Here is a 22,626-nt window from a genome sequence, read left to right on the forward strand (position 1 = left end):
ATCCGCACCACCGCCATCGCACCGCACTGCCGTTTGGCCGGTTCCTGTCCCGAGCACGCGGTCGCGGCCAGGATCAGCGCGAACAAGACGACGCGGCGGCGAAACGGCAACAGGCCCCCGGCGAGCCGCGAAGGGCCCGCCGACGGCCCGGGGCCTGGCATATGACAACACATGTGACAACACGTGTTCAGCGGCGGAACAGGGTGATCGAATGACCGACGTCACCGACCGGGACGCTGCTGTGGATCAGCTCGGCCAGCCTGCCGCGCGCCTTGTCCACCGCCGAGTCGGAGACGACGAGCAGCCCGTGCACGTCGGCCGGCGGCGCCTTGCGCGGATCGGCCGCGTGGATGCCGTAGTACGACGGCACACCGCTGCCCTTGTAGACCAGCCACACCCGCTCGCCCCGGTACGGCGGCCGGCGCAGCCGGTCGGCGAGCCGGCCCAGGTCCTGCCCCCAGTCCACGTTCGAGTCGTGCAACCGCAGATGTGTCTTCGCCGGGCCGCCGAACGCCTCGTTGGAGTACGGCAGGTAGTACGGGAACGTGAGCAGCGAACTGGCCGCCACGCACAGCACCAGCACCGCCGTGGCGCCCGCCGCCCACCGCGCACGCAGCCTGGGCACCCCGGCCGCCGCGACGGCGAGGAACATCGGCACGAACACCGCGTACCGCGTGCCGAGGTCCCGGGCACCCGTCATGGCCACGGCCAGCAGGACGGCCGGCGGCACCAGCACGTACGGCGCGGCCGGGCGCAGCCGCCGCACCGCCACCAGCGCCACGGCACCGGCCGCGCCCAGCGCCAGCAGCCCCAGCGGGGTCTTCACGAGCAGCGCGGCCGGCAGGTAGTACCAGCGTGAGCCGGTGTAGAGGTGCCCGAACAGAAAGCCCTGCCACGCGTGGTCCTCCAGGCCGAACTGCACCCGCATCCCCGCCCGGTAGGCGGGCGGCACCGGCAACGACCCGGTCACCAGGCCGCGCAGCCCGTGCACCGCCGGCACCGGCTCGGCGGGCGTGAACCGCAGCCGCGGGTCGACCACGAGGTAGGACGCCCATACGACGGCAAGCGCAGTCAGCAGGACGACACCCGCGGCGGCGGAACCCCGCAGCAGCAGCCGTCGGCGGTCTCCGGCACGCTCACCTGCCTCCACCGGGACGGCTCGCACCGCCGACACCGCCGCGAGGACCATCAGGACCGGGATCGCCGGCAGGGTGTTCATCTTGGTCGCCACCGCCGCGCCCAGCGCCGCCCCGGCGAGGGGCAGGTACCGTCGCGGCCGGCGCCGGGCCCGCCACACCAGCCAGGACGCGGTCAGCACAAAGCCGGCGGCCGGCACGTCCAGGGTGGCCAGCGAGCCGTGGGCGATCACATCGGGGGAGAAGGCGTACAGCGCCAGCGCCACCAGGCCGCCCGCCCGCCCCACCAGATCCCCGGCGAACGCGAACACCACCAGCCCGAACAGAAGGGTCAGCACGATCACCGGCAACCGGGCCCACAGCATCAGCCGCCAGGGGTCGTTGCCCGACTCGTACAGCAGATGCCGGCCCACCGCGCCCTGGGTGCCGGTGTACGACGCGTCGTAGTGCGGCCCGGCCGCCGCCACGCCGGTGGCGATCAGCAGCTTGCCGAGCGGTGGGTGCTCGGGGTTGTAGCGGACCCGGTGCTCGTGCAGATAGTCCGTGGCCGTGGCGACGTACACCGGTTCGTCGATGGTCGGCGTCTGCCGCACGGCCGTGGTGACCATCGCCGCGGCCATCTGCGCCAGCAGCAGCCCCACCACAAGCGGCACCAGCCACCGCCGCCGCCACAGCACGGCGAACCGGCGCGGCCGGGCCGGCCCGGGAGAGGGCGGCGCCGAGCCGGGAGCGGGCGGTGCCGGGTTGCCGCCGAGGGTCCCGGGACCGAGGACCGGGTGCTGTTCGCGAGCCATCATCCGCCCCGCGGTGGCACCGGCCGGCCGGGGGCGGGAGCGGCCGTGAGCCGCGTCATGGCCCCACTGTCGCACCGCTCGCCCCGCCGCGGGATGTCACCGCCGCACGAGTCGTACCGGCAGACCCTCTGCCGTACACACCGGTACGGCCCGCGGCCGGCCAAAGTTCAAGGCCGCCCTCGTGTGTCAGCGGCCGGGCAGCGCGGTGGGCGGTACGACCAGGTCCGCCCGGGGGCGGGTGCGGGCCACCAGGTCGGCGTTGCGCTGGTCGCTGCGCCGCACCCAGGCGACGGCCGCCGCGTGCTCCTTGCCGAACTGCTCGTGCCGGGCCACCAGCCGCCGGATCCGCTCGGCCTCGTCGATCTCGCAGAACCACACCTCGTCCAGGCACGGGCGCACCCGCTCCCACCCGCCCCGCTCCAGGAGCAGGTAGTTGCCCTCGGTCACCACCAGCCGGGCGTCGGGCGGGACCGGGATCGAGCCCGCGACCGGCTGCTCCAGCACCCGCTCGAAACCGGGCGCGTACACGACTTCGTCGGCGTCCTCGCGCAGCCGCCGCAGCAGCGCCGCGTACCCCGCCGGGTCGAACGTGTCCGGGGCGCCCTTGCGGTCCCGGCGGCCCAGCCGGTCCAGCTCCGCGTCGGCCAGGTGGAAGCCGTCCATCGGCACGTACGCCACCCAGGGCGGGCCATCGCCGTTCAGCGCCCGCACCAGGTGCTCGGCGAGGGTCGACTTCCCCGCGCCGGGGCTGCCCGCGATGCCGAGGAGGGTACGGCGTGGGCCCCCGGCGAGGGACCCGGCCCGGGTGAGGAGGTCGTCGAAGGTCAGCGGCACACCTGAGAGTGTGTCATCGCCCTCCCCGGTGCCCCCTTCCCCCATGTGGCGCTCACCACCTACTGGAAACCTCCGCGCGGGGAACAGTGGGGGTATGACTGAGCTCGGTCTCCCCGACACCATTTCGGCCTGTCTGTTCGACCTCGACGGGGTCGTCACCAAGACGGCCGTCGTGCATGCGGCGGCCTGGAAGGAGATGTTCGACGCCTTCCTGCGCGACTACCAGGGCGAGCAGGCACGCCCGTTCGACACCGCCGACTACGACGAGTACGTCGACGGCCGGCCCCGCGCCGACGGAGTCCGCGCCTTCCTCGCCTCCCGCGGCATCGAACTGCCCGAGGGCACCCCCGACGACCCGCCGGACGCCCGGACCGTGCACGGACTGGGCAACCGCAAGAACGACCTGCTCCTGGAGAAGATCCGCACCGGCGGCGTGGAGGCCTACGACGGCACCCTGCGCTATCTGGAGGCGGTCCGCGCGGCCGGTCTGCGCACGGCGATCGTCTCCTCCAGCGCCAACTGCCGCGACGTGCTGCGCGCCGTCGACGCCGAGCGGTACTTCGACGTCCGTATCGACGGCGTGGTGGCCGCCGAGCGGAAGCTGCCCGGTAAGCCGCACCCCGACACGTTCCTGGCCGCCGCCCGCGACCTCGGCGTCGAGCCGGGCGCCGCGGCGGTGTACGAGGACGCGCTGGCCGGCATGGACGCGGGCCGCGCAGGCGGTTTCGGCTACGTCGTCGGTGTCGACCGGGTCGGCCAGACGGACGCGCTGTACGCGCACGGCGCCGACATCGTCGTCAAGGACCTCGCCGAGCTGGGAGGCAAGCGGTGATCACCCACAAGTCCTACGCCGTCGAGCCGTGGGCCGTGCGCGAGACCGATCTCAGCCTGGACGTCCTCGCCCAGAGCGAGTCGGTGTTCGCCCTGTCAAACGGCCACGTCGGCTGGCGCGGCAACCTCGACGAGGGGGAACCGCACGGCCTGCCCGGCAGCTACCTCAACGGCGTGCACGAGCTGCACCCGCTGCCGTACGCGGAGGCCGGCTACGGCTACCCCGAGTCGGGCCAGACGGTCATCGACGTCACCAACGGCAAGATCCTCCGCCTCCTCGTGGACGACGAACCCTTCGACCTGCGCTACGGCCGCCTCGTCTCCCACGAGCGCGTCCTGGACCTGCGCCGCGGGGTGCTGGAGCGCACCTGCGAGTGGACGTCCCCGGCCGGGTCCACCATCCGGGTGCGCTCCACCCGGCTGGTCTCGCTCACCCAGCGGGCGGTGGCCGCCGTGGCGTACGAGGTGGAGGCCGTCGACAGCCGCAGCCGGGTGGTCATCCAGTCCGAGCTGGTCGCCAACGAGCAACTGCCCCAGGCGGGCGGTGACCCGCGCGCGGCCCAGGTGCTGTCGTCGCCGCTGGAACCCGAGGGCCACTTCGCGCTGGGCGAGCGGCTGCGGCTCGTGCACCGCACCCGGCGCAGCGGCCTGAGGGTCGCCGTGGCCGCCGACCACGTCATCACCGGCCCCGAGCGCACCACGACCCGCAGCGAGAGCGGCGACGACGTGGCCCGGCTGACCGTCACCTCCGTGCTGGAGCCGGGGCAGACACTGCGGGTGGAGAAGGTGGTCGCCCACGGCTGGTCCGGCGGCCGGTCGCTGCCCGCGATGGCCGACCAGGTGGACGCCGCGCTCGCGGCCGCCGCCCACGACGGCTGGGAGGGGCTGCTCGCCGACCAGCGGGACTTCCTGGACGACTTCTGGGCCCGCGCGGACGTCGAGGTGGACGGCGCCGAGGACATCCAGCAGGCCGTCCGCTTCGCCCTCTTCCACGTCCTCCAGGCGGGCGCCCGCGCCGAGCGGCGGGCCATCCCCGCCAAGGGGCTGACCGGCTCCGGGTACGACGGGCACGCCTTCTGGGACACCGAGATGTTCGTGCTGCCGCTGCTCACCCACACCTCCCCGCAGTCGGTCTCCGAGGCGCTGCGCTGGCGCCACAACACCCTGGACGCGGCCCGCGATCGGGCGACGCAGCTCGGGCTCGGCGGCGCCGCGTTCCCGTGGCGCACCATCGAGGGCTCGGAGGGGTCGGCGTACTGGCCGGCCGGCACCGCCGCGTTCCACGTGAACGCCGCCATCGCCGACGCCGTCGTCCGCTACGTCACGGCCACCGGCGACACCGGCTTCGAGCGGGAGGTCGGCGTGGAGCTGCTGGTGGAGACCGCCCGGCTGTGGCGGTCCCTCGGCCACCACGACGCGCACGGCGCCTTCCACCTCGACGGCGTCACCGGCCCGGACGAGTACAGCGCGGTCGCCGACGACAACACGTACACCAACCTGATGGCACGCGCGAACCTGCTCGCCGCCGCCGACGCCGTCGAACGCCACCCGGCGGAGGGGGAGCGGCTCGGCGTCGACGAGGAGGAGAGCGCGGCCTGGCGGGACGCCGCCGAGGCCATGCACCTGCCGTACAACCACGAACTCGGCGTCCACGAACAGCACGCCGGGTTCACCCGCTACCAGCACTGGGACTTCGCCGGCACCCGCCCCGACCAGTACCCGCTGCTGCTGCACTTCCCCTACTTCGACCTCTACCGCAAGCAGGTGGTCAAGCAGGCCGACCTGGTGCTGGCCATGTACACCTGCGGGGCGTTCTTCGACGAGGAGCACGTCGCCCGCAACTTCGCGTACTACGAGCCGCTGACCGTGCGGGACTCCTCGCTCTCGGCGTGCGTCCAGGCCGTCGTGGCCGCCCAGGCCGGGCATCTGCGGCTCGCCTACGACTACACCGCCGAGGCCGCCCTGATGGACCTTCAGGACCTGGAGCACAACACCCGGGACGGGCTGCACATCGCGTCCCTGGCGGGCACCTGGATGGCGCTGGTCGCGGGGTTCGGCGGGATGCGCCACGCCCCCCACGACCCGACGAGCCTGCTGTTCGCGCCGCGCCTGCCCGAGCGGCTGCGCCGCCTCGCCTTCCACCTGCAGTTCCTCGGCAGCCGCCTGCGGGTGGAGATCACCGGGGACACGGCGTCGTACCACCTCCTCGACGGCCCGCCGCTCACGCTCCACCACCACGGCGAGCCCCTGACCCTGACCGCCGGCGCCCCCGCCGTCCGCCCCGTCCCCCGCACCACCCCGGGCCCGTCCCCGGCCCAGCCACCCCACCGCGCCCCCAACACGGGGTGACCCACGCGGGGAGCGCCACCAGCACCGGCGGGGGCGTGCCCACATGGAGGCACGCCCCGGCGCGGTTTTCACGGGCCGGCTGTGCGGGCGCTCGGGACGTCAGCTCAGCGCTGTCGACAGGAGGGCGAGGAGGTCGGTCGTGGCGTCGGCGGCGAGGAGGGGCGGGAGGACGCCGAGGGCCAGGACGGCGGCCGCGGCGGCCCACAGGCGCGGGGGCGGACCGGTCTGCAGCGCCGCGATGCGGCGGGTGACGGTGTGACCGGTGAACGCCAGGGCGCAGCCGGGGCGGGAGCGGCCCGCGGCCAGCGCGGCGCGGGCCAGCGCGCGGGCGGTGGTCCGCCGGTCGCCGACGTCCGCCGCGGCCTGCTCGTCGGCCCAGCGCTCCACCAGGAACACCACCGCCGAACGCACCGGGACGAGCAGCGGGTTGGCCGCCGCCGCGAGCGTGGCCGCCGTCACGAGCGCGCCGTGACGGTGGGCCAGATGAGCGCGCTCGTGCGCGAGCAGCACCCGCCGCTCGGCCGGCTCCAGCGCGCCCAGCATGGCCGAGGTGGCCAGGATCCTGCCCGGCCGGCCGGGGATCGCGAACGCCTCGGCCACCTCGGAGGCGGCGACGATCAGCTCCGTGCCCGCGGGATGCGCCGCGCACAGGCGGCGCAGCGCCCGCCGGGTGCACCGCTCGGCGCGCACCGCCCGACCCACCCGCCATCCGACGGCTGCCAGCGCCAGACACGCCGCCAGCCCGATGAACTCCGGTACCGGATCACTCAGGCGGACCCCGTCCTCGCGGGCCTCGCGGACCACCGGCGGGGCGTCCCCGAGCAGGGCCGCGCCCAGCAGCACCAGCGACCAGGTGGTGGCCGCCGCGGTCAGCACGGCCGCCGGGGCCAGCACGCGGGCGGCGAGCGCCGGGGCGGACCGCCGGGCGAGCACCGGGCCGACCGCGGCGAGCAGGAAGGACAGCACCAGCGGGGTGTAGACGTCGTACCTCATGCGCCGCCCCCGGTCAGCAGGTCGCGCAGCGCCCGCTCCTCCTCCGGGCTCAGACCGGTCACGAACTGCTGGAGGGCGGCGATCGGATCCGGCCCCCGGTCCAGGGCCTCGTGCATCGCCTCGGCGGTCAGCTCCGCCGCGTTCTTCGCCGGCCGGTACGCGCCGCGCCGCCCGTCGGCGTCCCGCAGCACCAGCCCCTTGTCGTACAGGCGTTTGAGGATGGTGTGCACCGTGTTGTAGGCGAGGCCGCCGATCTCGGCCTGGATCTCCGCCGGGGTCAGCGGCCGCTCGGTGGCCCAGAGAGCGGCCAGTACCTCGCTCTCCAGCTCCCCGGCGCTGCGCCGCTCCGCCCGGTCCCGGGACCCTGTGCCAGCCATGCCCCCACCTTACAGCGCGTAGTGCCACCGGGTTGAGGGCCGTGTGCGCCCGGCGTACGCCCCCAACACGGGTTAGGTTGGGCATGTTTGCGTGGGCTTCGTCCCCGGTTCCAACCGGAGAACTCGCGGCGCTGTAGGGTGGCCGAGAGCCCTACACGCTGTAGGGTCGGAGGGGTGATGATGGCCGGCCATGCGTACGCCACACTCGTCGGGACCCGGCGCGAACGCGCGCCCCGCGCCCCGGGCGGCCCCCGACGGGCAGGCGTGGTCTGGCCCCTCGCCACCGTCGGAGCCGTCTTCACCGCCGCCCAACTGCTCCTCGTCCGGCCCGGCCTGGGCCTCGGCTGGGACGAGACGGTGTACGTCAGCCAGGTCAGCGGGCACGCGCCCGCCGCCTTCTTCAGCGCACCCCGCGCCCGCGGAGTCTCCCTCCTCGTCGCGCCCGTCGCCTCCTGGTCCTCCTCGACACCCCTGCTGCGCGTCTATCTCGCGCTGCTCTCCGGCCTCGCCCTCTACCTGGCGCTCCGCGCCTGGCGGCCCCTGTTCCCGGTCCGCGTGCTGACCCTCGCCGGCACCCTGTTCGCCTCCCTCTGGATCACCCTCTTCTACGGCCCCCAGGCCATGCCCAACTACTGGGTGGCCATCGGCGCCCTGACCGCCACCGCCTGCACGCTGCGCGCCGTGACCGCCCCGTCCGACCGGACCGCCCTGTGGGGGCTGGCCGCGAGCGGCGCGCTGATGGCCTGGATGCGGCCCATGGACGCGGCCCTGGCGGCCCTGCCCCTGCTCGTCCTCGTCCTGCTCCGCCGCCGGTGGACCGTCCTGGCCGTGCTCCTCGGCGGCCTCGCGGCCGGCGCCGTCGAATGGGTCGTCGAGGCGTACACCGCGTACGGCGGACTGCTGAACCGGCTCTCCGACGGCTCGGACATCCAGGGCGGCCTCGGCTGGCACCTCGCCGTCGCCGACCAGCTCCGCAGCCTCGGCGGACGCACCCTGTGCCGGCCCTGCACCGGCACCCTGCCGGGACCCGCCGTCACCCTCTGGTGGTTCGCGCTGCCGCTGCTCGCCCTGCTGGGCCTGGCCGTCGCCGTCCGCGCCCGGCGCGCGGCGGCGACCCTGCTGCCGCTCGCCTCGGCGGTCATGGCCGCCTTCCCCTACCTCTTCATGATCGGCTACGCGGCGCCCCGCTTCCTCCTCCCCGCCTACGCCCTCCTCGCGATCCCCGTCGCCGACGCGCTGTGCCGGCTGACCACCACGCCGGGCGGCGCCCGGCGACCGGTGGCCACGACGCTCGCCGTCCTCGCCCTGGCCGCCCACCTCACCGTGCAACTCACGGTCCTGCTGCCCCTCGTGGACCGCACCGCCGCCGCCCACCGCGACTGGTCCCGCACCGCCGCCACTCTGCACCGGCTCGGGGTCCGCGAGCCCTGTCTGCTCACCGGCCATGAGGCCATCCCGGTCGCGTTCTACGCCGGCTGTTCGTCGGCGGCCACGACCGGGCACAACGCCAACAGCACCTCGACGGCCATAGCCCGTACCGCCCGCCACCGGCCGGTGGCCACGCTGGTCGCCCCCGGCGACCGGCTCCCGGACTACGCCCGCACCTGGCCGTCCGTACGACTCGGCGAACTGCGCCTCTACTACGCCGTACCGGAGGGCCCATGAGCTGCAACGACGCCCCACCACTCCGCCCCGCGGACGGCAGCGGCGCGCTCCGGCGCGCGCGGGGTGGGGCATGACGGCGCCCGTCGAGCTGGTCGGCGCGTTCCGGCGGCGGCGCGTGTGCTGGCACCTCGCCGGCTGTCTCACGCTCCTGCTCTGCGCGGTCTACATGGCCCGGCGGCACTGGCCGGCGGTCGAGACCGGCGCGGTGCGGCTGGCCGTCGCCGACCAGGGCTGGCTGCTGGTCGGCGCGACGGCGGCCTCGGGCACGTGGGCGGCATCGGCGCTCGCCCAGCAGGGCGCGGTCACCCTGCGGCTGCCGGCCCGGCGGCTCGTCGCCGCTCAGTTCGCCGCGTCCGCCGCCAACCACGTCCTGCCTGCCGGCCTCGGCGCGGGCGCGTTGAACCTGCGCTTCCTGATGCGCTGCGGACTCCCGGCATGCCGGGCGGCCGGTGCGGTCGCCGTCAAGACCACCGCCGGGGGACTGGTCCGCCTCGCCCTGATCGCGGCACTCGCGCCCGCGTGCCCCGGGCTGCTGAGCGTCCCGCACGTCTCCCCGGCGGCACTGGCGGCCGTCCTCGGCGCCGCCGTCCTCCTCGCGGCGTTACTGGCCGGCCCCCTGTGGCCCCGCTGCCGCCGCGTGGTCACCGGCGTCATGGCCGACATCCGGGCCGTGCACGCGTGCCCGGCCCGTGCGGCGGCCCTGTGGGGCGGCTCGCTGCTCTTCGCCCTGCTGCACTCCGCGGTCGTCATCGCCGTCACCCAGGCCGTCGGCCTCGCCCTGCCCCCGCTGCAGGTGGCGCTGCTCTACCTCGCCGCCAGCAGCGCGGCCGCCCTGCTGCCCACTCCTGGCGGTCTCGGTTCCCTCGACGCGGCCCTCGCCTTCGCCCTGACCACGGCCGGTGCCCCCGCCTCGGCGGCCGCCTCCGCGGTCATCGGCTATCGCCTCCTCACGGTATGGCTCCCCCTGCTGCCGGGCCTGCTGGTCCTCGGAGTACTGGTCCGCCGCCGGGCGCTGTGACGACACCGGCCGGCGGAGCGTCACCGCTCCCGTCGCCGACGGGCGAGATGGACGGTGACGTCGGCGGTCAACTCGACCTGCTCGCCCACCCCCTGCCTGATGCGCCGGAACACCTCTTCCCGCTCCGCGGGCGGGAGTAAGAGGTAGGCCGAGACGGTGGAGAGATGACCGACGTAGTCGCGAGGGCTCATCGTCAGACGCCGTCGGACCACAGCCTGCCGGACGCCGGTGAACCACTCGCACCGCTGGAGTTCCGTACCCGGCCACTGCATGTCGTGCCCCGGCGGCGTCCCGTCCGGTGACGGGATGTCATCGCTGTCCAGGAACGGCGCCCGCATCGCACGCACGGCCGCCTCGACAGCCGGGTCGGCCAGGTGCGGGGCTCCGCCGAACGAGGCGAAGACGCCGCCGGGCTCCAGCAGCGCCGCCATACGCTCCCACCGGCGGTCCGGTTCGGTCCAGTGCAACGACGCCGCCGCGTAGACCAGCCCGTATCTCTCGCCCGGCCGCAGGTCCTCGAAAGCCGCCCGCACCGTGCGCACGTCCGCCGGCACGTGCTTGCGCAACTCGGCCAGCATGGCCGCGTCGGGATCGGTGGCCGTGACCGTGATCCCCCGCCGCGCGAAGAGGCGCGTCGCCTTGCCCGTCCCCGCGCCGATCTCCAGGGCCGTCCGCACCGGCCGGCCCGCGTACGACATCACGGTGCCGAACAGCTCCGCGGGATACCCCGGCCGGAACCGTTCGTACGACTGAGCCACCGCTCCGAAGCTGACAGCGCGTTCAGACATGCCCGGCAGCCTGACACGAACCGCGTCGCCCGCGTTCCTTCATTTCCGGGCGTTCCGGGCACCTTCGCCGCCCGGAGGGTTTCACACCGGTTCGCCCGCCGTGTCCGTGCGGTCGTCGGCCCTCGCTCTCGGTGGTCCCGTCACGCATCCCGAGGGCAGCCACCAGGCCGCCGCGCACAGGCAGAGACCGAGCCAGCCGGAGGCGAACAGCCAGCCGCCCAGGACGTCGGTGGACCAGTGGACGCCGAGGTAGATCCGGGTGAGGCCGACGCCGGCGCCCCAGCAGGCGACGGCCAGACAGAACGCCGTACGGCCGCGGGGCGCCCGTATCCAGATCGCGAGGATCACCAGTCCGGCCGTCAGTGCGGCCGTGGTGGTGTGCCCGGACGGGTACGACCAGTTCGAGGCGTGGGTCCGCCAGTCCGGCTCGGGCGGGCGGACGCGGGCCACCAGCTCCATCACGCCGTACCGCACGGCCTGGCCGGCCGCCAGGCAGGCCGCGCCCAGCAGCGCGGCCGCCAGCCGCTGCGCCCGCGTGGCGCCCACCAACAGCCCGGCCGGCAGCACCAGCACATAGGGGATCACCCCGGTGCCGGTGGCGGTCAGCCCGCGGGCCGCGGCCACCGCCGTGGGCGGGCGGTGGCCGACGGACCAGGACAGCAGCCCGTGGTCCAGGAACAGCGGCGCGCCGTTGCGGCCGGCCACCACCATGGTCAGCACCCCGAACGCCGCCCAGGCCCCGAGGCCGAGGCTGCCCGCGGCCTCCGCCGTGTGCTTGCGGTTCATGACACGAGCAGAGGGCGCAGCCAGCTCGCCGACAGCCACCGCTCGAACCCCAGCGGCAGCCGTCGTGCCGCCGTCATCACCACGAAGGCCACCAGCGCGCCGACCACCGCGCCCACGACCACGTCGTGCGGGTAGTGGACGCCCACCCACACCCGGGACGCCGCCATGGCGCAGGCGGCGAGGGTCGCGACGGCGCCGAGCCGCCGGGAGACGAAGAACAGGGCCACCGCGGCCGCCGCGGCGATCGCCGTGTGATTGCTCGGGAACGACCAGTCGCCCTGCACCGGACACGCCTCCAGCGTCCGGAAGGTGAGGTGCCGGCAGGGCCGGTCCTCCCGCACCAGCAGCTTCACCACCGAGTTCGCGCCGTACGCCAGCACCACGGCCAGGGGAACGGCCAGCGCCGTCACCGCCGCCGAGGAGCCGACCCGGCGGGCCCGCCACCAGCCCACGAGCATGAACAGCGCGAACACCGCCAGCCCGTACGCCGACCACACCCTGACCGTGTCGTCCAGCCAGCCGGGGGAGCGGTGGGCCAGGTCCACCACGTCCCGGTACAGCGGTCCGTCGACCGCCCCGCCGGTGAGCGCGAGCGTCGTCATCGGGCCTCCTTGGCGGCCTTGCGGGAGCGCAGCAGTTCGAGCGCGACCGGAATCAGCGACACGAACACGATCAGCGCGATCACCGGCAGCAGATACGTGTCGATGTTGGGCACGGACGACCCGAGCGCGTACCCGGCCAGGGTGACGCCGAGGCTCCACACGAGGCCACCGGTCACCTGCCAGAGCGTGAACGTCCGCGCCGGCACCTCCAGGGCGCCCGCCATCGGGTTCAGCACCGTCCGCACCACGGGGACGAAGCGGGCCAGGACGATCGCCTTCGCGTACCCGTACTTCTCCAGCAGCTCCTCGGCGCGCTTCGCCCCCTCGTGCAGCCGGGCCGATCTGCTGCGGGCCAGCAGCGCCCCGCCCGCCTTCCGGCCGAGCAGGAACCCGCACTGCGCGCCCGCCAGCGCCCCCACGGCCGCCGCGACCAGCAGCGGCCCCAGCGACAGGTGCACCCCGCTGTCCGACGAGCCCGTGCACAGCAGCCCCGCCGTGAACAGCAGGGAGTCACCGGGCAGGAAGAAGCCGATCAGCAGACCCGTCTCCGCGAACAGCACCACGCCGACGCCCAGCACGCCGAAGGCGGCCAGCAGGGAATGCGCGTCCAGCACGTTCACAGCGAGCTGCGACGACAGGGGTGGGGGAGCGGTCATCGCACGCCCTTCCTTCGGTGACAGGTGGTTCACGGCAACATCCGACTACGGATTTGTAGACGGTCTACCGAACTGTAGACGAACGGCCGGCGGGCCGCGTTCCCGGCTTTTGCCCCGACATTGCCGCCCCATGACCGGCCGACTACATCCCCGTAGTCATGATGGTCGTCGAAGGTAAGGCATGCCTTCACTAAGTAGGGAGGGTCGCAGGGCATGTGGGACGACGCGTTTCCGAGTTTCCTGATCGGACTGAGGGAGGGACTCGAAGGCGGACTGATCGTCTCCATCCTGATCGCCACCCTGGTCCGGGCCGGTGCCCGGCAGCGGCTGCCCCAGGTGTGGACGGGTGTCCTCGCCGCGGTCGCACTGGCGATGAGCTTCGGCGCGGTCCTCACCTTCACCGCCGCGTCCCTGCCCACCACCGCCCAGGAGGCGTTCGGTGGCGCCCTCAGCGTGATCGCCGTCGCTTTCGTCACGGCCATGGTCTTCTGGATGCGCCGCTCCGCCCGCGGCCTGTCGGGCGAGCTGAAGGAAAAGGTGACCGGCGCGCTCGCCATGGGCTCCGGCGTGCTGGTCCTCACCTCCTTCCTCGCCGTCGGCCGCGAGGGTCTGGAGACCGCGCTGTTCCTGTGGACCACCGCCCAGGCCGCCGGCGAGTCCGTCGGACCGCTGACCGGCGCCGGGATCGGCCTGGTGCTCGCGACCGCCCTGTGCTGGGGCCTGTACCGTCGGGTCCTGAAGATCAACCTGACGAAGTTCTTCACCGCCACCGGCGCCGTCCTCATCGTCATCGCCGCGGGCGTCCTCGGCTACGGCCTGCGCGACCTCCAGGAGGGCGGCGTGCTCCCCGGCAAGGCCGCCTTCGCGTTCGACCTCTCCGGCAGCGTCGACGCCGGCTCCTGGTACAGCACCCTGCTCCAGGGCGTCCTCAACCTGACACCGGCCATGACCTGGCTGCAGGTCGTGGCCTACGTCGCCTACCTCGCCACCGTCATGACCCTGTTCATCCGCGGGGTCCGCACCCCGGCGGCCAAGCCCGCGCCGTCCCCCGAGGCGGAAAAGCCGGCCCCCGCGCCGAAGCCCGCCCGCTCACCCCGCCCCCGCTGGGTGGTCCCGGCCGCCGTGGTAGCCGTACCCGCCGTGGTCGCCGCAGGCGTCGTCGCGTTCTCCCGTCCCAAGCCCGCGGGCGACCAGACCGTCGCCGTCTCCCCGACCGACTGCGGGCAGGGCTTCACCGCGCCCGAACCGGGCAGGCAGACCTTCCGCATGCACAACACCGGCGGCAAGACCTCCGAGGTCTACCTGATCGACCCGGCGACCAACGCCGTCTACGGCGAGATCGAGGGCCTCGCCCCCGGCACCACCCGCGACCTGGTCGCCACCGTCGCGGGCGGCACCTACGCCTGGCGCTGCGTCCCCACCGGCGGCAGGCCCGTCACCTCGAAATCCGTCAGCGTCACCGGCGGCAAGGGCGCCACACCCGTCGTCCCCGTCTCCGAGCAGGACCTCGCCGCGCCCCTGAAGGCGTACAAGACGTACGTCGAACACGGCCTGGACACCCTCGTCACCCAGACCCGGACCCTCGACCGCGACATCGCCGGCGGCCACCTCGACCAGGCGCGCACCGACTGGCTGACCGCCCACCGCACCTACGCCTCCCTCGGCGCCGCCTACGGCACCTTCCAGGACTACGACCAGAAGATCGACGGCCGCCCCGACGGACTCCCGGACGGCGTCCACGACAAGGCCTTCACCGGCTTCCTGCGCATCGAGTACGGCCTCTGGCACGGCGAGTCCGCCAAGGACCTGAGCGCCCCCGCCGACCGGCTCGCCGCCGACACCGGCGGCCTGCGCACGGCGTTCCCCGCGCAGCCCTTCGACCCCGGCGACCTGCCGCTGCGGGCCCACGAGATCCTGGAGAACACCCTCCAGTTCGAGCTGACCGGCGACACCGACATGGGCAGCGGCACCAACCTGGCCACCGCCGACGCCAACCTGGCCGGCACCCGCGAACTGCTCACCGTCCTCAAGCCCCTGCTCACCCCCCGCGCACCGAAGCTCCTCCCGACGGTCGACGCCGACACCGCCCGGCTCCAGAAGCTCCTGGCCGCCGCCCACGACGGCGACCACTGGACGCCCGTCGACCGGCTCGGCACCTCCGGCCGGCAGCGCGTCGACGGCGCCACCGGGCAGCTCCTGGAGGACCTGGCCGCCGTACCGGACCTCCTCGAGGTCAGGAAGTCCGCCTGATGCCCGCCCCGCACCCGACACCGCAGCGCCCGCACCAGCCCGAAGGGAACCCCTCGATGTCCACTGCCGAAACCCCGGCCTGTCCGGCCCGCCGCTCGTTCGTGCGCGGCGCGCTCGGCGCCGGCGCCGCCGGAGCGGTCCTGGCCGGCGGCGGCTTCGCCCTCGGCGCGAGCGCCGGCCCGGCCCGGGCGGACAGCGGCGGCGACGACAGCAGTGCCGAGGTCCCCTTCCACGGCGCCCACCAGGCCGGCATCGTCACCGCGGCGCCCGCCGCGGCCACCTTCGTCTCCTTCGACGTCATCGCCGAGAACCGCAAGGACCTCGCCGGCCTGCTGCGCACCCTCACCGAACGGGCCCGCTTCCTCACCGCCGGCGGCACCCCCACCGACCTCGGTGTCGGCGCGCCGCCCTCCGACAACGGCCTCCTCGGCCCCCAGGTGCCGCCGGACGCCCTGACCGTCACCGTCGGTGTGGGCGCCTCCCTCTTCGACGACCGCTACGGCCTCGCCAAGGCCAGGCCGCTCCGGCTCACCCCGATGCGGACGTTCCCCAACGACAACCTGAACCCCGCCGAGTGCCACGGCGACCTCTCCCTCCAGTTGTGCGCCAACAGCCAGGACACCGTGCTGCACGCCCTGCGCGACCTGACCCGGCACACCCGGGGCGCCCTGCAGATCAAGTGGCGCGTCGACGGCTTCCAGAACGCCCCGCGCCCCACCGGCGCCGCCCGCAACCTGCTCGGCTTCAAGGACGGCATCGCCAACCCCGACGTCACCTCGCCCCGCGAGACCAGCCGGCTGATCTGGATCGGCGACGGGCAGGGCGAACCGGCCTGGACACACGGCGGGAGCTACCAGGTGATCCGGATCATCCGCATGCTCGTCGAGTTCTGGGACCGGGTCTCGCTCACCGAGCAGGAGAAGATGTTCGGCCGCCGCAAGGACACCGGCGCCCCGCTCGACGGCGCCAAGGAGACCGACGTCCCGCACTACGCCAAGGACCCGCACGGCACCGTCATCCCGCTGGACTCCCACATCCGCATGGCCAACCCGCGCACCCCGAAGACCGACAGCTCCCGCCTGCTGCGCCGCGGCTACAACTACGACCGGGGCGTGGACAACGTCGGCGACCTGGACATGGGACTGGTCTTCTGCTGCTACCAGCAGGACCTCAAGCGGCAGTTCGAAGCCGTGCAGACCCGGCTGATCGACGAACCCCTCGTCGACTACATCTCCCCGACCGGCGGCGGCTACTTCTTCGCCCTGCCCGGCGTGCGCGACGCCGGGGACTGGCTCGGCCGGGGCCTGCTCTCCGCCTGACCGCGGCCCTGCCCACCCGCCGTCCGGCTTTTCCCGCTCATGGGAAAGGCCGGGCGCGCGCTTTACTGCACATGAGTTGCAAGTACGGGATGATGGCACCAGGCTGGTCGACGCAGCCGTACCCGTACCACCGAAGGACACCCTCACGATGACGGCCGCCCCTGGTCCCGCTCCGTCCCTCCCCGCCCGGGCCGGCACCAAGCGCTCGGCCTGGCACCGCGTCCGCGGCTCCATGACGCGCCAGGAGTGGACCAGGGCCGGCGCGATGGCCGCGTTCGTCCTCGCGCTGCACGTCATCGGCTGGGGCACGCTGGTCGGGATCGTGGCGCCGGAGCACTACAGCGTCGGCACCCAGTCCTTCGGCGTGGGCATCGGCCTGACCGCGTACACGCTGGGCATGCGGCACGCCTTCGACGCCGACCACATCGCGGCCATCGACAACACCACCCGCAAGTTGATGGGCGAGGGACAGCGGCCGCTCTCGGTCGGTTTCTGGTTCTCCCTCGGCCACTCCAGCATCGTCTTCGGCCTCGCCCTGCTGCTCTCCCTCGGCGTGCGGACCCTGGCCGGACCGGTCCAGAACGACGACTCCCGGCTGCACGACGTCACCGGCCTGATCGGTACGACCGTCTCCGGGACCTTCCTCTACGTCATCGCCGCCATCAACCTCGTCATCCTGGCCGGCATCTGGAAGGTGTTCCGCCGGATGCGTTCCGGCGACTTCGACGAGGCGGCCCTGGAGCAGCAGCTGAACAACCGGGGCTTCATGAACCGGCTGCTCGGCCGCGTCATGAAGTCGATCACCAAACCGTGGCAGATGTACCCGCTGGGCCTGCTCTTCGGACTGGGCTTCGACACCGCCACGGAGATCGCCCTGCTCGTCCTCGCCGGCTCGGGCGCCGCCTCCGGCCTGCCTTGGTACGCCATCCTGTGCCTGCCCGTGCTGTTCGCGGCCGGCATGTCCCTGCTGGACACCATCGACGGCTCGTTCATGAACTTCGCCTACGAGTGGGCGTTCTCCAAGCCGGTCCGAAAGGTCTACTACAACCTCACCATCACCGGCCTGTCCGTCGCCGTCGCCCTCCTCATCGGCACCGTCGAACTCCTCGGCCTGCTCGCCCAGAAGCTCGGCCTGCACGGCGCGTTCTGGGACTGGATCGCCGGCCTCGACCTGAACACGGTCGGCTTCGCCATCGTCGGCCTCTTCTTCGTCACCTGGGCGATCGCCCTGGTCGTCTGGAAGGCCGGCCGCATCGAGGAGAAGTGGACGGCGTCTCTGGCCCACGCCCCGGCCGACTGACCCGGCGACCGGCGGCAGGGTTAGGCACCGCGCTCCGGGAAACGCGGACCGGGTCCGACCCCGAGCCGACAAGGAGCCGGCGATGAGCGACCAGCAGGCCGAGCAGACCCCCATGGCGGACGACGCCTACCAGCCCACCGGCACCAACGAGGAACAGCAGGACGCCGCCCCGCTGGACCTCCAGGACGCGGTCGGCGAGCGCACCTACGACGACGTCCTCGACGAGGGCTACTCCCCGCCCGAACGCCCCCTCGGCGTCACCAAGCACGGCACCACCGCCGCCGAACAGCACGAGGGCGAGACCCTCGACGACCGCCTGCGCCAGGAGGTCCCCGACGCCACCGCACCCCCCGGCGACGGCATCGGCGACCTCCTCGACGGCGAGGGCGAACCGGTGGACCCCGAGGCGGGCGAGACCCGGGCCGGCCGCCTCGTGGCCCCGGACGAGGGCGCCCACCCGGACACCACGAAGGACGAGATCGCCCGGGACGTCGGCATCGACGGCGGAGCGGCAGGAGCCGAGGAGGCAGCGGTACACATCACCGAAGACCCGAACCGCTGAGCCGGCCCGGGGCAGGTGATCCGGGCCGCGATTCAGTCGGCCTGGGCTGCACCCACCTAACGGGCGCGGGGAACTGCGCGACCAGCCACATCCCACCCGCACCCGTACGACGACCCTCACCCCGCCGAGCGCAGCTCACCCGAGCTAATCAAGCCGCCCCAGCTGGCGCAGCCGATTCGTCGCGTCCAGCGCAGCGACCTTGTAAGACTCCGCCAGCGTCGGATAGTTGAACACCGCGTCCACCAGATAGTCCACGCTCCCCCCACACCCCATCACCGACTGCCCGATGTGGATCAGCTCGGTCGCCCCCGAACCGAAACAGTGCACGCCGAGCAGCCTGCGGTCCTCCGGGGAGACCAGGAGCTTCAGCATGCCGTGGGAGTCGCCGATGATCTGCCCCCGCGCCAGCTCCCGGTAACGCGCGATCCCGACCTCGAACGGCACGCAGTCCTCGGTGAGCTGGTCCTCGGTCCGTCCGACGAAGCTGATCTCGGGGATCGTATAGATCCCGATCGGCTGGAGGTTGTGCATCCGCCCGACCGGCTCCCCGCAGGCGTGGTACGCGGCGGCCCGTCCCTGCTCCATGGACGTCGCGGCGAGCGCCGGGAAGCCGATGACGTCACCGACGGCGTAGATGTGCTCCACCTCGGTGCGGTAGTGCTCGTCGACCTTGATCCGGCCGCGCGCGTTCGCCGTCAGGCCGGCCCTGTCCAGGTCGAGGCCGGCGGTCAGCCCCTGCCGGCCCGCCGAGTACATCACCGTGTCCGCCGGTATCTTCTTGCCGCTCTCCAGCACGGTCAGCGTCCCGCGCGGATGCCGTTCGACGGCTGCCACGGTCTCCCCGAACCGGAAGGTGACGGCCAGGTCGCGCAGGTGGTACTTGAGCGACTCCACGATCTCGACGTCGCACAGGTCGAGCATGCCGGGCCGCTTCTCGACCACCGTCACCTTGCTGCCCAGCGCGGCGAACATGCTCGCGTACTCCATGCCGATCACGCCCGCGCCGACGATCACCATGGAGCGCGGTACCCGCTCCAGTGAGAGCACGTTGTCCGAGTCCATGATGGTGCGCCCGTCGAACTCCACCGTGTCCGGGCGGGCCGGCCGGGTGCCGGTGGCGATGACGATGTGCTCGGCGCTCAACTGCCGCTCCCGGCCGCCGGCGTCGGTCAGGGCGACCGTGTGCGGGTCGGTGAACCGGCCCGTGCCGGCGTGCAGGGTCACGTGGTTGCGGGACAGCTGGCTGCGGACGACGTCCACCTCACGGCCGACCACGTGCCGGGTGCGGGCGGTCAGGTCGGCGACGGTGATGTCCTCCTTGAGCCGGTAGCTCTGCCCGTACAGGTCGCGCTGGGTGAGACCGGTCAGGTACAGCACCGCCTCGCGCAGGGTCTTGGAAGGGATGGTGCCGGTGTGCAGGGAGACACCGCCGACCATGTCGGGGGAGTCGACGACGGCCACCCGGCGGCCCAGCTTGGCCGCGGCGATTGCGGCCTTCTGGCCGCCGGGACCGGATCCGATGACGAGCATGTCGAAGTCGAAGTCGGGCATCCCGGGAGTCTGGCAGCCCCGGGTGCCCCGCCGGAAGAGAGCGGCGGGCACGGCCTTGGGCGCGCCGTCCCCTCACGTGCCGGCGGACGCACCGCCACGCGTCCGCCGCACACGCCCCGCCCTGCTCCCGCCCCCGGTTCCGTGCCCTTACGGGAGCAGCTTCTCGACCGCCGAAGGCCCCTCCGTCTCCAGCTTGCGGCGCGCCCAGTCCAGGTTGGCCGGGGTGACGTCCCTGCCCGCCGCCATCACCAGGTCCTCAGGGCTGATGCCCCGGGCGGGAGCGGAGTGGAGCAGGGCGTCCGGGGTGCAGTGGTCGCCGGACGACCGGGACTCTTCGGGTGTTGACGTCGCCATGATGCCTCCTCCTCGGTCCGGATGACCGCATCCGTGCCGGTGCCGCCGAACGGGGCACACTCTCACGATTCCCCGCCCGGCCACGCCCCGCATCCGGAAGGGCCCGGGACCGGTCCGGGTTCCTGGCCGCGCCGGGCGGAAACCTCCCCCCTACGCTGGAGACAGCACCCCGCACCAGGGAGGCCCGAGCGATGGCCGAGACGCCGTTCCCGCAGGATCCGGCCGGTGCTCCGCGCTACCTGCCGATCGCCGACCACGGGCTCATCGGCGATCTGCGCAGTGTCGCCCTGGTCGGCACGAACGGCACCATCGACTGGTACTGCTGCCCGTCCTTCGACGCGCCCAGCGTCTTCGCGGCCGTGCTGGACGCCGACCGCGGCGGCTGCTTCGAACTGGCCGCGGCCGTACCGGCCCGCACCAAGCAGTTCTACTTCCCCGACACCAACGTCCTGATCACCCGCTTCTTCACCGAGGACGGCGTCGGCGAGGTCCAGGACTTCATGCCGGTCACCGGCCAGGGCGACGAACGGCCGGACGAGGAGGGCCGGCACCGGCTGATCCGGCGTGTCGTCTGCGTCCGCGGCACCGTGCCGTTCCGGAGCCTGGTCGCCCCGCGCTTCGGCTACGGCGCCGACCCGCACACCCTGCGCGAACAAGGCGGCATGATCCTCTTCGAGTCCGCCCGGCGCTCCCTGGCCCTCACCTCCACCGTCCCTCTGGAGCACGACGGGCAGGACGCGCGGGCCGCCTTCAAGCTCGGCGAGGGGGAGAGCGCGGTGTTCGCCCTCGACCTCGTCGGCGAGCAGGTGACCCCGCGCGGCTGCCCCCGCATGGAGGCCGAGCGGGAGTTCAACACGACGGTCGCCTACTGGCGGCGCTGGCTGCACCAGTCCCGCTACCGGGGCCGCTGGCGCGAGATGGTGCACCGCTCCGCGCTCACCCTGAAACTGCTCACCTACGCCCCCACCGGCGCCATCGTCGCCGCCCCCACCACCAGCCTCCCGGAACAGCCCGGCGGCGAACGGAACTGGGACTACCGCTACGTCTGGATCCGGGACGCCGCGTTCTGCGTGTACGCGCTGCTGCGCCTCGGCTTCAGCGGCGAGGCCGAGGCGTTCATGCGGTTCCTCACCACCCACATCAGCCCCGGCGACGGCGCCGCCCTGGGCCCGCTGCAGATCATGTACGGCATCGACGGCCGCTCCGACCTGCCCGAACGCGAACTGACCCAGCTGGAGGGCCACCGCGGCTCCGCCCCGGTCCGGGTCGGCAACGCCGCCGCCGGCCAGCTCCAGCTCGACATCTACGGCGCCCTGATCGACTCGGTCTACCTCTACGACAAGTGGGCCCAGCCCATCTCCAGCGGCCAGTGGGACGACGTGTGCCGGCTGGTCGACTGGGTGTGCGACCACTGGGACCAGCCGGACGAGGGCGTGTGGGAGACCCGCGGCGGGCGCAAGAACTTCCTGTACTCGCGCCTGATGTGCTGGGTGGCCGTGGAGCGCGCCATCCGGCTGGCCAACCGGCGCGGGCTGCCCGCCGACCTGCCGCGCTGGCGACAGGCCCGCGACACGATCTACCGGCGGATCATGGACCGCGGCTGGTCGCCGCGGAGGGGTGCCTTCGTGCAGCACGAGGACGGCGACGTCCTCGACGCCTCGGTACTGATGATGCCCCTGGCGAAGTTCATCGCCCCCACCGACCCCAAGTGGCTGTCCACCCTGGACGCCCTCACCGGGGAACTCGTCTCCGACTCCCTCGTCTACCGCTACAACCCCGAGGCCAGCCCCGACGGACTGCGCGGCGACGAAGGCACCTTCTCCATCTGCTCGTTCTGGTACGTCGAGGCGCTGGTGCGGGCCGGCCGGCTCGACGAGGCCCGGCTGGCCTTCGAGAAGATGCTCACCTACGCCAACCACCTCGGCCTGTACGCCGAGGAGATCGGCCGCACCGGAGAGCAACAGGGCAACTTCCCGCAGGCGTTCACCCACCTCGCCCTGATCAGTGCCGCGTTCGACCTGGACCGCGCCCTCGGCTGACGGCCGCGCCCCCGCCGGGTCCCGGCATCCGCCCGGACCGCGCCGTGTGCCCCCTGACCGCACGGGTACCCGGGGTCCTGCCCGAGCAGAAATCGCCAGGGTCGGCAGAAGGAGGAGACCCCGAATGACGAGCACCAGCGAGACCGGCGAGGTCACCGGCACCCGGGACAAGGACTACAACCTCATCTGGTACGTCGAGGCGTGCCTGAGCAACTCCCTGCGCCTGGAGCAGTACATCCAGGACGCCGAGCGCGACAAGGACGACGAGGTCGTGGACCTGTTCCGCAAGGCACAGGCGGACAGCCGCAAGGGCGCCGAGCTGGGCAAGCAGCTGCTGCGCTCCCGCATCGGCGGCAACTGACCATCATCGCTCCGGGGCGGACCGGGCCCTCGTTGAACCCGCCAGCCCGGCCGCCCTGGAC

Annotated in this window: 20 protein-coding genes; 10 read left to right on the top strand and 10 right to left on the bottom strand. The window is 73.4% G+C overall.

Features of this window, described 5'->3' with window-relative positions; translation table 11 throughout:
- Positions 1 to 187 precede the first annotated feature (187 nt).
- Together ABZ854_RS11515 and ABZ854_RS11520 are read right to left on the bottom strand one after the other, a co-directional pair.
- Positions 188 to 1,933, bottom strand: coding sequence for a phospholipid carrier-dependent glycosyltransferase (locus ABZ854_RS11515; RefSeq protein ID WP_361207887.1), 1,746 nt, complete (start codon positions 1,931 to 1,933; stop codon positions 188 to 190).
- 183 nt (positions 1,934 to 2,116) lie between these two features.
- Entirely contained in the window at positions 2,117 to 2,764 is a 648-nt protein-coding gene (locus ABZ854_RS11520; RefSeq protein WP_361207890.1) for a nucleoside/nucleotide kinase family protein, read from the bottom strand.
- Positions 2,765 to 2,858: 94 nt separating this feature from the next.
- On the opposite strand from ABZ854_RS11520, the gene ABZ854_RS11525 reads away from it, so the two are divergent.
- Both ABZ854_RS11525 and ABZ854_RS11530 read left to right on the top strand, forming a co-directional pair.
- Entirely contained in the window at positions 2,859 to 3,596 is a 738-nt protein-coding gene (locus tag ABZ854_RS11525) for a beta-phosphoglucomutase family hydrolase (RefSeq protein ID WP_361207893.1), read from the top strand.
- Complete coding sequence (locus ABZ854_RS11530; protein WP_361207896.1) at positions 3,593 to 5,944, top strand: glycosyl hydrolase family 65 protein; 2,352 nt, start codon at positions 3,593 to 3,595, stop codon at positions 5,942 to 5,944. The genes ABZ854_RS11525 and ABZ854_RS11530 overlap by 4 nt, the downstream gene beginning before the upstream one ends.
- Positions 5,945 to 6,043: 99 nt before the next feature.
- Here ABZ854_RS11530 and ABZ854_RS11535 read toward each other — a convergent pair whose 3' ends face one another.
- Positions 6,044 to 6,937, bottom strand: a complete 894-nt coding sequence (locus ABZ854_RS11535; protein ID WP_361207899.1) for a M48 family metalloprotease — start codon at positions 6,935 to 6,937, stop codon at positions 6,044 to 6,046.
- The gene (locus tag ABZ854_RS11540; protein ID WP_361207902.1) at positions 6,934 to 7,314 is read right to left on the bottom strand and encodes a BlaI/MecI/CopY family transcriptional regulator; all 381 of its coding nucleotides are present in this window, start codon (positions 7,312 to 7,314) and stop codon (positions 6,934 to 6,936) included. The genes ABZ854_RS11535 and ABZ854_RS11540 overlap by 4 nt, the downstream gene beginning before the upstream one ends.
- Positions 7,315 to 7,494: 180 nt before the next feature.
- Between ABZ854_RS11540 and ABZ854_RS11545 the strand changes: the two genes are divergently transcribed.
- Together ABZ854_RS11545 and ABZ854_RS11550 are read left to right on the top strand one after the other, a co-directional pair.
- A complete protein-coding gene (locus ABZ854_RS11545; protein WP_361207905.1) occupies positions 7,495 to 8,979 on the top strand; it encodes a hypothetical protein in 1,485 nt (494 codons plus the stop codon).
- Between the two features lie 70 nt (positions 8,980 to 9,049).
- Positions 9,050 to 9,997: a lysylphosphatidylglycerol synthase domain-containing protein gene (locus tag ABZ854_RS11550; protein ID WP_361207908.1), complete on the top strand. Its 948-nt coding sequence runs from the start codon at positions 9,050 to 9,052 to the stop codon at positions 9,995 to 9,997.
- A gap of 20 nt (positions 9,998 to 10,017) precedes the next feature.
- Here the strand turns inward: ABZ854_RS11550 and ABZ854_RS11555 are convergent, their stop codons facing one another.
- The 4 genes from ABZ854_RS11555 to ABZ854_RS11570 all read right to left on the bottom strand — a co-directional run bounded on the left by ABZ854_RS11555 (position 10,018) and on the right by ABZ854_RS11570 (position 12,829).
- Positions 10,018 to 10,785, bottom strand: a complete 768-nt coding sequence (locus tag ABZ854_RS11555; protein WP_361207911.1) for a class I SAM-dependent methyltransferase — start codon at positions 10,783 to 10,785, stop codon at positions 10,018 to 10,020.
- 81 nt (positions 10,786 to 10,866) lie between these two features.
- A complete protein-coding gene (locus tag ABZ854_RS11560; protein ID WP_361207914.1) occupies positions 10,867 to 11,571 on the bottom strand; it encodes a phosphatase PAP2 family protein in 705 nt (234 codons plus the stop codon).
- Positions 11,568 to 12,173: a phosphatase PAP2 family protein gene (locus tag ABZ854_RS11565; RefSeq protein WP_361207917.1), complete on the bottom strand. Its 606-nt coding sequence runs from the start codon at positions 12,171 to 12,173 to the stop codon at positions 11,568 to 11,570. The genes ABZ854_RS11560 and ABZ854_RS11565 overlap by 4 nt, the downstream gene beginning before the upstream one ends.
- A complete protein-coding gene (locus ABZ854_RS11570) occupies positions 12,170 to 12,829 on the bottom strand; it encodes a DedA family protein (protein WP_361207920.1) in 660 nt (219 codons plus the stop codon). The genes ABZ854_RS11565 and ABZ854_RS11570 overlap by 4 nt, the downstream gene beginning before the upstream one ends.
- Before the next feature lie 213 nt (positions 12,830 to 13,042).
- Here ABZ854_RS11570 and efeU point away from each other — a divergent pair, with 213 nt between their 5' ends.
- The 4 genes from efeU to ABZ854_RS11590 all read left to right on the top strand — a co-directional run bounded on the left by efeU (position 13,043) and on the right by ABZ854_RS11590 (position 18,260).
- The gene (efeU, locus tag ABZ854_RS11575; protein WP_361207923.1) at positions 13,043 to 15,079 is read left to right on the top strand and encodes an iron uptake transporter permease EfeU; all 2,037 of its coding nucleotides are present in this window, start codon (positions 13,043 to 13,045) and stop codon (positions 15,077 to 15,079) included.
- Between the two features lie 56 nt (positions 15,080 to 15,135).
- Positions 15,136 to 16,398: an iron uptake transporter deferrochelatase/peroxidase subunit gene (efeB, locus tag ABZ854_RS11580; protein WP_361207926.1), complete on the top strand. Its 1,263-nt coding sequence runs from the start codon at positions 15,136 to 15,138 to the stop codon at positions 16,396 to 16,398.
- 148 nt (positions 16,399 to 16,546) lie between these two features.
- On the top strand, positions 16,547 to 17,698 hold the full coding sequence (locus ABZ854_RS11585; RefSeq protein WP_361207929.1) for a HoxN/HupN/NixA family nickel/cobalt transporter: 1,152 nt from the start codon (positions 16,547 to 16,549) through the stop codon (positions 17,696 to 17,698).
- Between the two features lie 82 nt (positions 17,699 to 17,780).
- Positions 17,781 to 18,260 carry a DUF5709 domain-containing protein gene (locus tag ABZ854_RS11590; protein WP_361207932.1) on the top strand — a complete coding sequence of 160 codons (480 nt, stop codon included), beginning with the start codon at positions 17,781 to 17,783 and terminating at the stop codon, positions 18,258 to 18,260.
- A gap of 144 nt (positions 18,261 to 18,404) precedes the next feature.
- Here ABZ854_RS11590 and sthA read toward each other — a convergent pair whose 3' ends face one another.
- Together sthA and ABZ854_RS11600 are read right to left on the bottom strand one after the other, a co-directional pair.
- Positions 18,405 to 19,811 carry a Si-specific NAD(P)(+) transhydrogenase gene (gene sthA / locus ABZ854_RS11595; RefSeq protein WP_361207935.1) on the bottom strand — a complete coding sequence of 469 codons (1,407 nt, stop codon included), beginning with the start codon at positions 19,809 to 19,811 and terminating at the stop codon, positions 18,405 to 18,407.
- Positions 19,812 to 19,958: 147 nt separating this feature from the next.
- Complete coding sequence (locus tag ABZ854_RS11600; protein ID WP_129305127.1) at positions 19,959 to 20,165, bottom strand: hypothetical protein; 207 nt, start codon at positions 20,163 to 20,165, stop codon at positions 19,959 to 19,961.
- Between the two features lie 191 nt (positions 20,166 to 20,356).
- Between ABZ854_RS11600 and ABZ854_RS11605 the strand changes: the two genes are divergently transcribed.
- Both ABZ854_RS11605 and ABZ854_RS11610 read left to right on the top strand, forming a co-directional pair.
- Positions 20,357 to 22,204: a glycoside hydrolase family 15 protein gene (locus ABZ854_RS11605; RefSeq protein ID WP_361207939.1), complete on the top strand. Its 1,848-nt coding sequence runs from the start codon at positions 20,357 to 20,359 to the stop codon at positions 22,202 to 22,204.
- 124 nt (positions 22,205 to 22,328) lie between these two features.
- On the top strand, positions 22,329 to 22,565 hold the full coding sequence (locus ABZ854_RS11610) for a hypothetical protein (RefSeq protein ID WP_361207942.1): 237 nt from the start codon (positions 22,329 to 22,331) through the stop codon (positions 22,563 to 22,565).
- Positions 22,566 to 22,626: the final 61 nt, after the last annotated feature.

Origin of the sequence: Streptomyces sp. NPDC047028 (assembly GCF_040644095.1) — a bacterium.
GTDB lineage: Bacteria > Actinomycetota > Actinomycetes > Streptomycetales > Streptomycetaceae > Streptomyces.

Excerpts from the sequence above, each read along its gene's own strand:
- ABZ854_RS11515 (WP_361207887.1), bottom strand. The coding sequence starts at position 1,933 with ATGATGGCTCGCGAACAGCACCCGGTCCTCGGTCCCGGGACCCTCGGC.
- ABZ854_RS11525 (WP_361207893.1), top strand. The coding sequence starts at position 2,859 with ATGACTGAGCTCGGTCTCCCCGACACCATTTCGGCCTGTCTGTTCGAC.
- ABZ854_RS11535 (WP_361207899.1), bottom strand. The coding sequence starts at position 6,937 with ATGAGGTACGACGTCTACACCCCGCTGGTGCTGTCCTTCCTGCTCGCC.
- ABZ854_RS11540 (WP_361207902.1), bottom strand. The coding sequence starts at position 7,314 with ATGGCTGGCACAGGGTCCCGGGACCGGGCGGAGCGGCGCAGCGCCGGG.
- ABZ854_RS11545 (WP_361207905.1), top strand. The coding sequence starts at position 7,495 with ATGGCCGGCCATGCGTACGCCACACTCGTCGGGACCCGGCGCGAACGC.
- ABZ854_RS11550 (WP_361207908.1), top strand. The coding sequence starts at position 9,050 with ATGACGGCGCCCGTCGAGCTGGTCGGCGCGTTCCGGCGGCGGCGCGTG.
- ABZ854_RS11555 (WP_361207911.1), bottom strand. The coding sequence starts at position 10,785 with ATGTCTGAACGCGCTGTCAGCTTCGGAGCGGTGGCTCAGTCGTACGAA.
- ABZ854_RS11560 (WP_361207914.1), bottom strand. The coding sequence starts at position 11,571 with ATGAACCGCAAGCACACGGCGGAGGCCGCGGGCAGCCTCGGCCTCGGG.
- ABZ854_RS11565 (WP_361207917.1), bottom strand. The coding sequence starts at position 12,173 with ATGACGACGCTCGCGCTCACCGGCGGGGCGGTCGACGGACCGCTGTAC.
- ABZ854_RS11570 (WP_361207920.1), bottom strand. The coding sequence starts at position 12,829 with ATGACCGCTCCCCCACCCCTGTCGTCGCAGCTCGCTGTGAACGTGCTG.
- efeU (WP_361207923.1), top strand. The coding sequence starts at position 13,043 with ATGTGGGACGACGCGTTTCCGAGTTTCCTGATCGGACTGAGGGAGGGA.
- efeB (WP_361207926.1), top strand. The coding sequence starts at position 15,136 with ATGTCCACTGCCGAAACCCCGGCCTGTCCGGCCCGCCGCTCGTTCGTG.
- ABZ854_RS11585 (WP_361207929.1), top strand. The coding sequence starts at position 16,547 with ATGACGGCCGCCCCTGGTCCCGCTCCGTCCCTCCCCGCCCGGGCCGGC.
- ABZ854_RS11590 (WP_361207932.1), top strand. The coding sequence starts at position 17,781 with ATGAGCGACCAGCAGGCCGAGCAGACCCCCATGGCGGACGACGCCTAC.
- sthA (WP_361207935.1), bottom strand. The coding sequence starts at position 19,811 with ATGCCCGACTTCGACTTCGACATGCTCGTCATCGGATCCGGTCCCGGC.
- ABZ854_RS11600 (WP_129305127.1), bottom strand. The coding sequence starts at position 20,165 with ATGGCGACGTCAACACCCGAAGAGTCCCGGTCGTCCGGCGACCACTGC.
- ABZ854_RS11605 (WP_361207939.1), top strand. The coding sequence starts at position 20,357 with ATGGCCGAGACGCCGTTCCCGCAGGATCCGGCCGGTGCTCCGCGCTAC.
- ABZ854_RS11610 (WP_361207942.1), top strand. The coding sequence starts at position 22,329 with ATGACGAGCACCAGCGAGACCGGCGAGGTCACCGGCACCCGGGACAAG.